Origin of the sequence: Puia sp. P3 (assembly GCF_050632245.1) — a bacterium.
Classification (GTDB): Bacteria; Bacteroidota; Bacteroidia; order Chitinophagales; family Chitinophagaceae; genus Puia.
Window position 1 is genome coordinate 1746425 of the sequence record NZ_CP192583.1, and the last position, 14066, is coordinate 1760490.

The following is a 14066-nucleotide window of genomic DNA, read 5'->3' on the forward strand; positions in this document are numbered from 1 at the left end:
AAATACGAACGGGTCAATGGCGATCCGATAGTAATATCCCGCCAGCCACTGATGAAGAAAATAATACGTTGTACCTACTACCAGGGTTCCTTGCGAATATGCATTTCCACCGAGTGAGTTTTTCCGTCATCGGTGAGTTTTATCGTATTCCCGGAGCCTTTCAGGCCGTCCACTTCCCATCCCGATGCAGAGTCGTCGGCTAACTGGAAAACAGTAATCCGATACTCGGATCTACCATAGCGATACGTCAGTTGGATCGAGGGCCAGCCCGTAGGAAAGCATGGCCGGAATGACAACGAATCCGACTGGCGGTCCATCCCGATCAAAGAATCCAGAATAAATTGATACATCCAGCCGGCGGAACCCGTATACCATGTCCAACCACCCATACCCTTATGTGACGAATTTGCGTATACATCAGCCGCCATCACATAGGGTTCTACCTTGTAGACGTTGATCGACTCCTCATCGTTTGCATGGTTGATGGGATGGATCAAATCCAGCAGTTCGCTTACTTTTTCCCGCTGGCCCAGTTTTGCAAATGCCATCAAGGTCCATATCGCCGCGTGTGTATACTGGCCACCATTCTCCCGGACTCCGGGTACATAGCCTTTGATATATCCGGGGTTCAGTTCCTTTGAATTGAAAGGAGGGTCAAGGAGCTGGATCAATTTCAGGTCTTTCCTGACGAGCTTTTCTTCGAGGGAAGCCATGGCCATGCCGGCCCTTTTATCGCCGGCCGCTCCGGATAGTACGGCCCAGCTTTGGGAAACGGCGTCGATGCGGCATTCTTTATTTTCCCGGGAGCCTAAAGGCGTACCGTCATCGAAATAAGCGCGCTTATACCATTCGCCGTCCCAGCCCGTCGATTCGATCCTGGCCTGCAGGCTGTCCGCTTCCGTTCTGCACATCTCGGCAAAGAGGTGATCTCCGTAGGAATCTGCCGTATCGGTAAACCGGCGCAGTACATCGTAGAGGAAAAAAGCGAGCCAGACGCTTTCGCCCATGCCTTTGCTGCCTACCTTGTCCATTCCGTCGTTCCAGTCGCCGGTACCAATGAGCGGCAGACCGTGTACACCAAAGCGCAGACCGTGTCTGATGGCTTTTACGCAGTGTTCAAAAAGCGTCCCGCCGATGTTGCCGCTCGCCGGCAGGTCATAGAGGGATTCTTCTTCCGGATGAAGGAGCCTGCTTTCCAGGTAGCCTACGCTGGTGTTAAGCACGGCCGTGTCGCCAGTGACCTTGATATAACGGGCTACCACATAAGGCAGCCAAAGCATATCATCGGAACAACGGGTTCTGACACCCCTCCCTTCGGGCGGATGCCACCAATGTTGTACATCGCCCTCCACGAATTGCCTGGATGCATGTAGGAGGATCTGTTCCCGGGCCAGATCGGGCTGGCGTAAAGCAGGGCCAGCACATCCTGCAACTGATCCCTGAACCCAAAAGCGCCGCCTGATTGATAAAATCCGCTCCGGCCGAATAGCCTGGCGGAAATGGTTTGATAAAGGAGCCAGCCATTGCCGTAAATATTCAGGGCGGCATCGGGAGTCGTGATCTGTGTTGATCCCAGGATATCCTTCCAGTATTCTTCAACCCGGACGAGCGAGAATTGGGCAGCGCGTGGGCCTGAAAGTTTCCTGATGAGCCCGGCCGCTTCGTCGGCATTCGGCGCGCTCCCAAGGACAAACACCAGGTCTTTTTCGGCACCTTCCGACAGATCGAATACTACCTGAAGGGCAGCGCAGGGGTCCATGCCTGCCCCTTTTCTGCCGGAAAGCCTTTTGCGGTACATCGCTTGCGGATCCTGCAGATTTCTATTCCTGCCGATAAATTCGAGGCGGTCCGTGGTGAACGCCACGGGGCCTGCTTCGTCGACCTTGAAAAAGTTAACCCGTTCTGCAAACGCCGTGTTGTATCTATTCATAAAAAGCAGCGCTCCGCTTTCGGTATCCTGTTCGGATACAATATGCATGGCCGTTCTGCTTGCGACGTCGCCAAGGATAATTTCCAGGTAGCCTGTGGCGGAGAGCTTGCGTCGACGGCCCGACTGATTTCTTATTTTTAACAGCATCCAGCTTAACGGGCAGGTTGCTGTCTACAAACACGAACATTTCTGTCGAAATGCCTTGTTCGTCATGTTGAAAGCTGCTATAGCCGAATCCGTGCGTAGCTATATAGGGGCTCGCACTGCCAACGGGGAAAGGCGTGGGAGACCAAAAATGCCCCGATTCTTCGTCCCGCAGATAGAATGCTTCTCCGCCGGCGTCCGTCACCGGATCGTTGCTCCATGGTGTAAGGCGATATTCATGTGCGTTAATGCACCAGGTGTAGGCGGAGCCGCTTTCCGATATTACGGTTCCCATATCCCGGTTGGCGATGACATTGACCCAGGGTGCGGGTGTCGTTCTGTTCTTTCCCGTAACTATCTTATATTCTTTGCCATCGGTGGTGAAACCGCCGGTACCATTGTAAAAAAGAAGGTCTTTCGGCAGCATGAGGTTGCCCAGGGGGCTCTTCTGCTTGCCGGGAGGTCGTCTGAACGAATTGCAAAGGCGTTTTTCCCAGGTAGATCTGGTTCACCTGTTCCGAAAGCGTTCCTTTATGATCATAGATGACGACTCTGGCGACACTTTCAAAAAGGATACGGTCTTCGGGAGAGATCTGGTCCGCAGACCGGACGAATATTTTGCCGGGTTTTTGGTAGAGCTGATTCCCGGCATCCGTATTGACAAGGCCCTGTATCTGGTCCTGCAGGAGGTGTCGGTACGATCCATGATCTTCGTTCCAGATCACGAGGTCTACGGACAGACCTTTCAGGCGCCAGTAGGCATGCGCCTGTATCATTTGCTGTGCGAGCACGAGGTTTTCCTGTTCCGTCATATGAAGCAATACGATCGGGAGGTCCCCGGACACGCTATGGCTCCAAAGGCCGGACTGCCCTCTGAAATTATTGATGATCATGGCTTCTTCACCACGAAATGCCGGGTTGGGATAGATCAGGGAGGACGCAAGCTCCTCGTAAAGCTGCGCATTGGCTTCCGTCGCATTGATCTGGCGCAGCAGGACCTGGTTATGGGTCCACGAGAGCTCGAAGGCCCGGCTTTTCAGATTCTCGTCGCGGTATTTGTTCATCAATGCCTCACAGGCTTCCCTCGTTTCACTGATCCCGTAGATAAGATCGATGGTTGCGGTATGATTTGGCTTTATCAGGATGCGATAGCGAATGGCCATGATCGGATCGAGCACGGCGCCTTGGCTGCCGGAGAGTTCCTCTATGTCCATGGCCTGTGGGTAGACCAGCGACCTGCCCCGTCCTATAAAGGGCAGCCGCGCGGTCTCATAGGACGTGGCCTCTATGACGGCCCCACGGACATTCATCAGGTGAAACATCCGGGGTGGCGTCTCCTCTTCGGAGCGCGGGCGGCGGGTACAGACAACCGCTGTAAGTTCAGGAAGGATCTCTGTTTCCACAAACAGGTTGCTGAAAGCGGGATGCGCCTCATCCGCGGCCTGGGTCGCCATGACCACTTCTGCATAGCTCGTTATCTCCAGCACTCTTGAAAATACAGATGTATTGGTGATTTTTACCCTCCTCATTTCCATATCATCCTCCGGCGAGACCACTATTTCCGTTTTAGTATCGATCCCGTGATCGACCCTGCGGAATTCAACATGCGACTGTGAAAATATTACCTCGTACTTTTTGGCGGTGTGCAACGTAGGTTCATAGGTATTCGACCAAAAATTGCCGGTGCTCACGTCCTTAATATAGCAAAAGATACCCCGGTCGTCCCTGGTAGGATCTTCTCTCCAGCGGGTAACCGCGAGGCCTTTCCAGCGGCTGTATCCGGCTCCGGAATTGGCGATCATGACCTGGTAGCGACCATTGCTCAGCAGCTGTATTTCCGGTATCCTTGTATGAGGAGTATTGATGATCCGGACTTGAGCGGCAGCCTGCGATGAATGCGATTCAGCCATGTCCTCCGTATGCGCATAGAACAAGGTGGTGCGCGGGATGCGTTCCTGTAAAAGCAGCAGGGTCGCCTGAAAACGGAGTTCAGATACAAACCTTTGCTGCATCGGCCGGTTCAACAAGACATAGGCCAGCGATAGCAGCCCCATTCCCTGGTGGTGGACCATATAAGATTGGATGATTGCCGAAGTCTTGCCCCTGGGCAGCCGGGAAGCAGTGTAGTCCACCGCCTCACGAAAACCGTATTCACCTTCCAGTCCTTTCTCCGATAAGATCTGCAGATTGGCTACGGCCTTTTCCGGCATAATCATCAATGCCAGCATGCAGGCATAAGGTGCAATAACGAGATTCTCTTCCAGTCCTCGGGTGAGCCCGAGTCCTGGAACGCCGAACGCCCGGTACTGATAGTTCAGACCGGCGTCTAAAAGATTGTAAGCGGATTCCGAGATGCCCCAGGGTTTGCCTTGCTGGCCCGCATACCCGATCTGCCGTCGGACCATCGCTTTATTGGTTTGTGCAAGCAGCGTATTTTCATACGTTGGCATCACCAGCTGGGGCATCAAATATTCAAACATCGATCCGCTCCAGGAAAGTAAGATAGGGTCTTCACCGGAGTCGGCGAGCAAACGCCCGAGTGCGAACCAGCTTTCCTGCAGGAGCTTTCCCTGGGCGATACCTACAAAAATTCCCAGCCTTGCTTCGGAGGCCAATAGATCGTAGAAGCCATTGTCTTTTCTCTGTTCATCGATATTGAAGCCGATCCGTAGAAGACCGGTAGACGGGTCCAGCAGGAAATCATATTCAATTTCGCTCAGCTGTTCGCAATGTTCCGCCAATTGCTCCAGGTGGTCGATCCCGGCTGCCGCCGTGCTTTCGGCCTCGAAAAGGGCGGTGCGCATCCGGGCGAGCCAACTCTTGTCTTCCGCAGTCGGGGCTTGTTCTTCATATTGCGTCAATGCGGCCAGGCATGTCTCCCGCATGGCCTCGAGCGATCGCAGTGTCGGTGTCTGTTCCGTGGGCGCCAGGCGCGCGAAACGTTCGGGGATGGGTAACAGGTCCATCCAGGGGATCAATTGCAGCAGCTGGCTTTGGTGATCGTTGACCTGGTGGGAGAACCTGCCGGCCCATCTCGATAGCCCGGTATCGCCCTCTTCTTCCGGAATGCGTAGTTGATCTACCAGGCCGCGCAGCTGGTCAAGCAGTTTTTTTATGGAGATCAGGGATAATTTTTCCTGCCGTTCTTGTTGCAACAGCGTATTTATTTGGCCAATGACCAGGACGAAACGTCCTTTTGACTCGGCAGAGACAATCGCGGCAGTCGTTCGGAAACCTTCCAGCACCTCCCTGGGGAATATGGGTTGTTCGGGCAGGCCCAACAGCCCCTGACGCAAAGTGAGAAGATGTCCGACAAGGTTCCCGCTGTCGACGGTCGACACATACCTTGGGAACAGGGTAGTCAGAGATTGTGTATCGTACCAGTTGCAAAAATGCCCTTTATAGCGCTCCAGCTTGTTCATGTTCCCGAGCGTGAGAGCGCATCGGTCCGCGAGCTCAGCACCCGAAATGTAGCCAAAATCGTATGCGGCAAGATTGGAAAGTAGCGCCAGCCCCATGTTGGTAGGTGAGGTCCGGTGAGCGATGACGGGTCCATCGTGTTCCTGGAAGTTGTCGGGTGGTAACCAATTGTCATCCGCTGTTACGAATTGTTCGAAATAAGCCCAGGTCTTACGGGCGGTCATGTGCAGGAACGACCATTCCTGCATGGACAATTCCGGAGGGGTATCCTTCTTGGGTTTACTCAGGCGCCACACCACGGCTGGTGAGAGAAGCCACAGTAAAAGGATGGGGGCGGCTACCAGCAGATGTTGCGGATCCGTCGGCAGTAATGCGCCACAGACAATGGCCAGGATCGGCGGTACCGGCATAAGGCGGTAGGTAGACGCCAAAGAGTTGCGGCGCTTTCCGGACTCGCTCGCAGAAGGCGTCCATTCCATTAGCCTCCGGCGGGAAAAATTCATTCGCCAGAGTGTTCGTAGAACCGCGTCTGCGTACCGGAGCGCTTCGAATGGAAGTATGCAGAGGCCGAACACGAACCGGATCAGCATAGTTTTCACATTTCCTGTGATTTCCTTTAGGTGAGATCTGACCGTCATATCCTCCGGCTGGTGCAAAAGTTGCCAGCCCGTTGCGAAGATGGGTTGAAGCAGGAAGATCGTATAGACTGCCACGGTCCAGAACCAGGGAGAAGGGAGAACGAACCACCCTGTCAAAAGAAGACACAATAGCGATATGGGAACAAGGCTTCGTCTCAGGTTGTCGACTATCTTCCACCTCGACAATGCGGAAAGCCTGTTCATGGCCACTTTTCCTGCTCCGGTAGTAATAAAGGGTAAGATCCAGCCAGCGATCTGCCAGTCCCCACGGATCCACCGGTGATGACGTCGAAGGTCCGATTCATACCGGGAGGGATTTTCTTCATACAGGAACACATCGCTTACCAAACCGGATCGTACATAACAGCCTTCCAGCAAATCGTGGCTAAGGATCCGGTTTTCCTGAAAAAGGTCCTTGAAGGTCAATTCAAAAATGTCAACGTCATAGATCCCCTTTCCGATAAAAGATCCTTCGTCAAAAAGATCCTGGTATACGTCAGAGGAGACGCGGGTATAGGGGTCGATGCCCGATTCGCTGCCCTGCATATTTAGATACAGGGAGGTCGTAGTTATGGGCATGGACGATTCCACTCTTGGCTGCAACACGCCGTATCCCGCCGTAACGCGCTTTTTCCGCGCATTGTATACGGGATGGTTCAGGGGATGTGCCATGGTCGCTACGAGCTTCCAGGCGGATTCTCTCGGGAGCTGGGTGTCGGAATCGAGGGTGATCACGTATTTGACATCATAAAGAATGCGATAGTCTCCCCTGATAAGTGAAAAATCATGTTGTCCCTTATGCCTCAGCAAGGCATTAAGCGCCGATATTTTTCCCCGTTTGCGTTCGTAGCCCATCCATTTTCTCTCCCCTGCATTCCAGACCCTCGAACGATGAAAAAGAAAGAATATATCGTTCTCCGTTCGCCGGTATTTGCGATTCAAAGCGTCGATCCCGTCGCTTGCCAGATCGGTCAACGACCGGTCTTCCTCGAGCCTTTCCACATTGGCATCCACGTGGTCGGTAAGCAACCCAAAATGCAGGTTATCCCCTTTGTTAGCGAGGAAGCGAATTTCCAGTGCCTCCAGCAGCGTTTCGATATATGCCGGACTGGTGAGCAGGGTCGGCACTACCACAAGGGTGCGATATTCGGGAGGAACTCCCTGTGAAAAATCCATACGCGGCAATAAGTGCGGCTTGACCAGCAACGTGGATATCCAGTTGACGAGGGCAATGGCCAGTTGCACGGATGCAGGGAGCGCCAGCAGGACGACCACCGGCAGCAGCCATCTGTTGGGAACGCCGTCACTGGCCGGAAGATAGTACAATGCAGCGCTGATCAACAAGGTTAGTACTGCAATGGAAGACAGGTAAAGAAAGAGCGGGATCCTTCTGAACGTCCGGAGCAATTTACGGAGTGCGCTATAGTGGGGCCTCGCTGCCAGTAAGGTCTCCTTTACTCCTTTGTCGATCAGGTAGTAACCTACGTGTTGCTCCCTTTAGCGGAGGGATTGGTGTCTTTGTGTTTTCCGGCGAGGGTAAGTACCTTTTTGTGCAACGTCCGTCTCGGGCAGGCTGGAGTCTTTTGCGATGGATTCCACAACGTGGCGGTACCGGTCCCGGGTAGCGAAATCCATGGACGAATATATGCCTGCGGGGTCTTTGACCAATAGCTGCTCTACGATGCTGAGTGTCTCGACAAACTCCCGCCAGTCCGTTCTTCCGATAAACCGCAAGGTTCCGATGCTGTTACGGACAGAGACCTGGTCGGCAGCCTGTTTTTGGTTTTCCTGTCGGACAATCGTATTGGTGTTGGTGCCCATGCCTTCCAATTGCTGCTCGAGCCAGCTAAGCGGCAAAGCCAGTGCGGGTCCTTTTCCTTGCAGGCTCCGGGTAAATTCGGCTACGAAAGGGCTGCTCAGGGGAGGTTTTGAGCGTACCATGTCTGCGATCGTCAGGATCAGATCTTCCGTCTCGCTTTTTATCGTGTCGATCATTTTGTCGGTCCAGTAATCGGCCAGGTTGTGATCGACCATATCCAGCGCTATCTTTCCGCAGACCCTTCGCAGGTTTTCGATAACGGCCAGTCGCAGCATGATGGGTATGGCCCACAGCTCACCGAGCGTTAGTACAGAGGTTGTCTGATAGGCGGCAACAAAACTGCCGAGGTTCTGGGCATCCACCCTGCCGTCGCTATGCGAAATGATCTCCAGCACGATATCGTAAACCCGGGGCATACCCGCGGAAGTGCCGGTGGCCAATGTGGGGAGTCCTTCGCTGTAGCCCTTGGGAAGATGTTTCCTGGCGAGAACTACCTGCTCCTCGATGAGGTAAAAATTGTCAAGTAGCCATTCTGCGCCGGGGGTGATGGCTTTCCCCGTTTGGATGTTCCCGACCAGCAGATCACGCACTTCCAGTAACATGTTTTCGTTGTCGGCCAGCCTTTTCAGCAAGTGAGCTGCAGGACGGTTGGTCTCCAACCGGTGCGATCCGGCAACTGTCGTGGCATGGCTGTTCAGTTGATCCGAGGCTGTACAGTCCGGAGCGAAAGGGCTCCTCATTGTCATAGGCCAGGGCTTTTCCGGCACCCTGGAAATAAACGCGTAAACGGGACAATATGTCAAAAACCGTACTGGCTGTGACTTTCATAATTGAAACTGGCTGAGTACTGCGATCCTTTCGAAATAATGGCCGGAATGACGCAAAACTGTGTAGGGAGAAAAGGGAGAGTCGGTGAATTTACGCCTTTTTGGCGACTATTGGTAATAAGAGTTACGTCGGACCATTCTTAAAAGATGAGCAAGTATTGTATCTTAGGCTTCATAATCGCGTCTCTTAATGACTTTCCGAATTTACCGTCCATCCTGGTTTTAATTTCGTAAAAAAGTTTTGGTGAAAGATTTAATATCCCCGTCTATAGGGATGGCCTCAAGATCCCCGGGACTATGGGCAAAGGGTTCATCAAGTTCAGAGATATAGAACCGGGCATCCGATTCGCCATGCACCACTACACCCTGAAACAAGACCTTCATTTGAAGCGAAAAGGCCCGGCGGAGAATTATGATCTGGTCTCGATCGTATTTAACAGTAATGAGATACCGCTGGAGATCACGCCCGACCGTAAGACCGCCATCCAATTCCTAAAAACCAACGGATCGTCGATCCAGATCGCCTCCAGCGCTTTTAGTACCGAAACGATCTTCCCAGCCAATATCGAAGTGCATTTTGGAGCTATAGGCCTGTCGCGTGAGGTACTTTGCGGCATGGTGGGACTTGAAAAAGTAAGCGGGCCTTTGGCGACGATACTGCGCGGAGATGAGTTGTTCTTTTATCACGAGAAAATGCATCCGGAAGTGCAGCGAACGCTCAGGCAGATATCGGAGACGGATGATAGGGACGAATTGAGCTCGTTGTATTATAAGATCAAAATTCGTGAGCTGATCTATCTGCTGTTCGCCAAACTACTGGAGAGGGGAGCGACAAACAAAGGCCGGTTAACAAGGCCGACCTCGATAAGCTGTCTGTCATTCGTACGACGATCCTGGCCGATCTAAGCCAGCCGCCGGAATTGCATGTCCTGGCGAGAATGGCGGGGATGAGCGAAACGAAAATGAAGCAATTGTTCAAACAGACTTACGGCGATACGATCTACAACTATTTTCAAAACGAGCGGATGAGGGAGGCCGGCTTTCTATTGAAACATGCCGGTTATTCTGTGTCGCAGGCCGGATATTACCTTGGTTTTTCGAACCTGAGTCATTTTTCCCGACTATTCGAAAAACACTACGGCATCACTCCAAAAAATATGCCTCCGCCGGATAGGACTAATTTTCCGTCGCCTTGTGCTATTTCTTTCCCGGGGCCTGATCTAGCTTTGTCCTGTCGGATAAAAAATTCCGACAGCAATAAAATGAACATCTTACTGACAGAATACAGAAAGGGGGGCCTTGTCTTAAAGAACCACATCGTTATGGCGCCCATGACCCGGAGCCGGGCCGTCAATAATCTTCCCAACGATTTGATGGCAACCTATTATGGACAACGTACCGGGGCGGGACTGATAGTCACGGAAGGCACTTCACCGATGCCCGGGGGTCTGGGTTATCCGCGTATCCTCGGCATTTACAACGAGGCGCAGATAGCCGGTTGGAAGAAGATAACCGACAGAGTAACACCGGGGAGGCAGCAAGATATTCCTGCAGCGTGATGCATACGGGCCGTATTGGACATGTAGACAATTTACCCGAAGGTTGGGACCTTGCAGGAGTCTCCGCCATCAAAGCAGCGGGGCAGATCTATACTGACACAGCAGGCTTGCAGGATCATTCCGAACCGGTGCCTTTGACCAGGGAAAGCATCAACAAGGTGATCGAAGGTTTCGTTGTCGCAAGCGAAAATGCCATGAAGGCTGGTTTTGATGGAGTGGAATTGCATGGCGCCAATGGCTATTTGCTGGAGCAGTTCTTGAATCCAAATATCAACGATCGGGCCGATGAATACGGCGGAAGCATCGCCAACCGCGCCAGGCTCACGCTCGAAATCGCAGCAAGAACGGCTGCGGCTATCGGCCCTGACAAGCTAGGTATCCGGTTTTCCCCATTTGCCAGTCTCGGGGATCTGAAATCCTATGATGCGGAAGAGGTGCATGCTACCTATGTCTACCTGGCCGGGGAATTAGATAAGATCGGGTTAACCTATATTCATATTGCCGCTAATCCCCTCATTCCGCAGAAGACCTTTGACGGCATCCGTGCGAATTTTTCAAGAACGATCATTCTGTGCAATGGAATAACTCCGGAAAATGCAGAGACCGTTCTTGCCAATCAGTTCGCGGATATCGTTGCATTCGGCAGGTCTTTTTTGGCGAACCCGGATCTCGTTGATCGGATCGGGAACCGGGCACCGCTCAACGCCCTGGACCCCACCACTCTCTATACTCCCGGAGAAAAGGGATACATCGATTATCCGGCCCTGCAGGCTTCGTTAGCCTGATAATCCTTTTTTATATTGCAAAAACTCATTTTTTATGATAGACAATATCAAAGCCATCCATGAGGACCAGGGGCAAACCCTATCTGTGGTCGGGGACAATTACCGGATCATTATTTCAGGGGAGCAGACCCAGGGCGCGTACGCCGTCATCGACATGCTCGTTCCGCCGGGCGGAGGCCCCGGTCCTCATTCTCACGCCAATATCCAGGAGTTATTTTATGTAGTCGATGGGGAGCTCGAGTTCAAAACTGAGGCGGGAAAATATACCGCCAAGAAAGGGGCGTTCATCAACATTCCCAAGGGCGGCGAGGCGCATTGTTTCAAGAATACCGGTAATGGCATGGCGCATTTGTTGTGTACGGTGATCCCTGCGGGGCTGGATGCGTTCTTTCAGGAGATCGGCAGGCCAACCAGTCCTGGAAAATTCTTAGCGCCACCGGTTTTGAATGTGGAAGAGGTGGCCAGGCTACAGGCTGCTGCGGACAGACATGGACAGAAAGTATATCCTCCCGATTATTTAGGTTGAACGGATGTCCGGCTATCATGAATCACTTGACAAAGATGCTATTTGCGCCTGCATTGAAGGTCCCATCGGTCAACGCGACGGAAGTCCCATTTTTCCAGTCATTTGAGACGCTCGTCGTGGTCCCATTCTGCCCGTATCAGCGTTATGTGCCGCACCATGGATAAGTACACCCTGACCGGCTTGCACCTCTGCCAGATCTATTACTTCCGGTCCGCCGAATTCATCGATCCCAATTGCTTTCATTATTGTTCTTTTTACAAAGGTCTGCATCAGCGGCGGCGTAGACTTAACCAAAATGCCCTTTGATTTAACCAAAGCGGCGAAATACTGGTTTTTTAAGCGCGTTTGCTGTCTATCGATCGGGCCGGCGACCCCGACTGGGCGGGCTGGGCCGATTGAGCATTTGCGGATGAGGCTGAAGCCAGGAGACTCAGGATCAAAAACACGATCGAAAATGAGATTTTTCTATTGACTGATCTTGTTGACATTTTTTTGAATCTTGCTTGTTTGGAATAATGGAATTGGTCTTCCGGATTATCTGTAGACAATGACAGGGCGCACTGGTCCTACGAACGTAACGACCGGGGGCCGTCTTATCACTACGACCGGAGGGCGGAAAGCGGGTCGCACTACAACAGCCGGACAAACGACTGGCCTTACTACCATAGGCGGCCGTACTATTACTGCCTGCCTTACCAGGGGATGGACGGGGACCGCGGTCCGGATAATTACCTGGGCATTGGTTCTCAATGTGACTACGCTGAGTAGTATCCCTATGACCAGTACGGAGAAAAGCATTTTTTTCATGACGAGTATTTTTATTGTTTTCGAATACAGATTTGACGATAGCCAAAGAACGAAATCTATTAAAAGGACATAAAACGGGCAGATAGCCTGCCGAAACGGGCATTTCTAGAATTTTACCGAAAGACCGCTGTTCAGGATATATCTTCCGTAACCTGCTTCGACGAACAGCCCCGCCCGCTGAGATAATCTGAACCTCACCCCAAGCGCGAGCTGGCGCGCCAGATCGGGCAGGTCAGGGGCTGTGACGGCTACCTTGTTGCCAGTAGGGTCTGTATACTCCTGTTGCCAGCTATTAATGCCAATGGCAGTCCTGATATAAGGGGCCGCCATAGCACTTATGGGAAAATATCTTACGAGGCTGATCATGAAGCTCCAGGCTTCCAGCCGCCCGATAAAGGCGGGATCGACGGAATAATAATCGTAATAAGACGCACTGACTGCGCCATGGGCCACCATCGCCCCGATACTCATCTTCCTGCTGAACTGATAATTCACGGAACCCGTAATGACCCCCGATTGTGAACGACTTCCCCTGCTCATCCCGTAAAAATCGGGGAGATATTTTCTGTCGAGATCGGGAAACCCATAACCTACAGAGACATTAACGCACGGTACGAATGGTTGCCCGTCCCTGCGTGGCCGGGACTGCGCGTCGGCGCATCCCGTAGTTAGCAGGGCGGATATAAGGGCGAGGAGAGGGATCATTTTTGTCTTATACATTATCCTTTTGAGTTTAATTTACCGGTGAAGAGATCTATAAAACCTTTGAATACGAGCCTAAACGGATTGTTACCAATGAAACCGGTGCTGATACCGTAATCGGATCTTTCAGTTTCCGGTTGATAAGTTTTGAACAGCCTGTCCCAGATCATTATGACACCACCAAAGTTCTTGTCGATATAGAGGGGGTTTTTCCCATGGTGTACGCGATGCGCAGATGGACTGTCGATAATTCCTTCCAGCCTGCCCCATTTTCCGATGGCCTCCGTATGCATAAAGAACTGATACAACAGGTTGAGCCCATAACTAAGGGCAATAAAGGAAGCAGGAAAACCTGTGACGGCCGGGGGATAAAGAAGAGAGGGCTGATCACTGCGCTCAGCCAGTTGAGACGATAGGAAGTGGTGAGATTTATATAGGGACTCGAATGGTGGATAAGATGAAAAGCCCAGAGAGGCTGCCAATTATGGGAAAGCCGGTGAAACCAATAGTAAGTGAAATCGGCCAGGACAAAACAGACTGCAAAGGTCCGGGCCGAAGCGGGCAGGTGTACCGGTGCGATTCGGGAAGCTCCCTGTAATATAAATAACTGGTAACCTGCAAACAGGTATTTGGATAGTTGAAAGCCTGCAAGGATAACGAGATTGGCAAGGGTATCTTTCAGACCATAGGCCTTCTTGTCCCGACGCCAGCTCCAGATGATCTCTGCCGTGATCAGCAAGGCCAGGGAAAATGATGATCGCGATGGTATGTTTTCCATTTCTCATGATAGTTTCTGTTTTAAAATAGTATCCTGTAAAAATGGAGTATCGCGGTAAGCGGCGCGGGCCAAAACCGGGTCAGACGGGCAAAGAGACCATTAAAGCGGACATGTGGTTACCGGCCGGTATT

General features: G+C 52.2%; 9 protein-coding genes and 3 pseudogenes. 5 read left to right on the forward strand and 7 right to left on the reverse strand.

Annotation, left to right across the window (positions count from 1 at the left end):
- Positions 1-77: 77 nt before the first annotated feature.
- The 4 genes and pseudogenes from ACQ86N_RS10530 to ACQ86N_RS10545 all read right to left on the reverse strand — a co-directional run bounded on the left by ACQ86N_RS10530 (position 78) and on the right by ACQ86N_RS10545 (position 8697).
- Positions 78-2017, reverse strand: a pseudogene (locus tag ACQ86N_RS10530) (GH36-type glycosyl hydrolase domain-containing protein).
- Complete coding sequence (locus tag ACQ86N_RS10535; protein ID WP_431215116.1) at positions 1923-2501, reverse strand: hypothetical protein; 579 nt, start codon at positions 2499-2501, stop codon at positions 1923-1925. Before ACQ86N_RS10535 ends, ACQ86N_RS10530 begins: the two are co-directional and overlap by 95 nt.
- Complete coding sequence (locus tag ACQ86N_RS10540; protein ID WP_431215117.1) at positions 2434-7473, reverse strand: glucoamylase family protein; 5040 nt, start codon at positions 7471-7473, stop codon at positions 2434-2436. Before ACQ86N_RS10540 ends, ACQ86N_RS10535 begins: the two co-directional genes overlap by 68 nt.
- Before the next feature lie 156 nt (positions 7474-7629).
- On the reverse strand, positions 7630-8697 hold the full coding sequence (locus tag ACQ86N_RS10545; RefSeq protein WP_431215118.1) for a hypothetical protein: 1068 nt from the start codon (positions 8695-8697) through the stop codon (positions 7630-7632).
- 378 nt (positions 8698-9075) lie between these two features.
- Here ACQ86N_RS10545 and ACQ86N_RS10550 point away from each other — a divergent pair, with 378 nt between their 5' ends.
- The 5 genes and pseudogenes from ACQ86N_RS10550 (at position 9076) to ACQ86N_RS10570 (ending at position 11648) form a co-directional block, all read left to right on the forward strand.
- Positions 9076-9684 (forward strand): hypothetical protein, encoded by a 609-nt coding sequence (locus ACQ86N_RS10550; protein WP_431215119.1) that lies wholly within the window; start codon positions 9076-9078, stop codon positions 9682-9684.
- Positions 9685-9716: 32 nt separating this feature from the next.
- Positions 9717-9923, forward strand: a pseudogene (locus ACQ86N_RS10555) (helix-turn-helix domain-containing protein); the annotation flags it as partial.
- A gap of 117 nt (positions 9924-10040) precedes the next feature.
- A complete protein-coding gene (locus tag ACQ86N_RS10560; RefSeq protein WP_431217353.1) occupies positions 10041-10337 on the forward strand; it encodes a hypothetical protein in 297 nt (98 codons plus the stop codon).
- Entirely contained in the window at positions 10337-11122 is a 786-nt protein-coding gene (locus ACQ86N_RS10565; protein ID WP_431217354.1) for an alkene reductase, read from the forward strand. Before ACQ86N_RS10560 ends, ACQ86N_RS10565 begins: the two co-directional genes overlap by 1 nt.
- Positions 11123-11156: 34 nt before the next feature.
- Positions 11157-11648, forward strand: coding sequence for a cupin domain-containing protein (locus tag ACQ86N_RS10570; protein ID WP_431215120.1), 492 nt, complete (start codon positions 11157-11159; stop codon positions 11646-11648).
- A gap of 69 nt (positions 11649-11717) precedes the next feature.
- Here the strand turns inward: ACQ86N_RS10570 and ACQ86N_RS10575 are convergent, their stop codons facing one another.
- The 3 genes and pseudogenes from ACQ86N_RS10575 to ACQ86N_RS10585 form a co-directional block, all read right to left on the reverse strand.
- Positions 11718-11963 carry a hypothetical protein gene (locus tag ACQ86N_RS10575; RefSeq protein ID WP_431215121.1) on the reverse strand — a complete coding sequence of 82 codons (246 nt, stop codon included), beginning with the start codon at positions 11961-11963 and terminating at the stop codon, positions 11718-11720.
- A 597-nt stretch (positions 11964-12560) separates the two neighbouring features.
- Complete coding sequence (locus tag ACQ86N_RS10580; RefSeq protein ID WP_431215122.1) at positions 12561-13175, reverse strand: hypothetical protein; 615 nt, start codon at positions 13173-13175, stop codon at positions 12561-12563.
- Positions 13175-13935: pseudogene (locus tag ACQ86N_RS10585) on the reverse strand (sterol desaturase family protein). Before ACQ86N_RS10585 ends, ACQ86N_RS10580 begins: the two are co-directional and overlap by 1 nt.
- Positions 13936-14066: the final 131 nt, after the last annotated feature.

Coding starts and splice junctions, on each gene's coding strand:
- ACQ86N_RS10535 (WP_431215116.1), bottom strand. CDS start 2,501: ATGCTGCCGAAAGACCTTCTTTTTTACAATGGTACCGGCGGTTTCACC.
- ACQ86N_RS10545 (WP_431215118.1), bottom strand. CDS start 8,697: ATGACAATGAGGAGCCCTTTCGCTCCGGACTGTACAGCCTCGGATCAA.
- ACQ86N_RS10550 (WP_431215119.1), top strand. CDS start 9,076: ATGGGCAAAGGGTTCATCAAGTTCAGAGATATAGAACCGGGCATCCGA.
- ACQ86N_RS10560 (WP_431217353.1), top strand. CDS start 10,041: ATGAACATCTTACTGACAGAATACAGAAAGGGGGGCCTTGTCTTAAAG.
- ACQ86N_RS10565 (WP_431217354.1), top strand. CDS start 10,337: ATGCATACGGGCCGTATTGGACATGTAGACAATTTACCCGAAGGTTGG.
- ACQ86N_RS10570 (WP_431215120.1), top strand. CDS start 11,157: ATGATAGACAATATCAAAGCCATCCATGAGGACCAGGGGCAAACCCTA.
- ACQ86N_RS10580 (WP_431215122.1), bottom strand. CDS start 13,175: ATGTATAAGACAAAAATGATCCCTCTCCTCGCCCTTATATCCGCCCTG.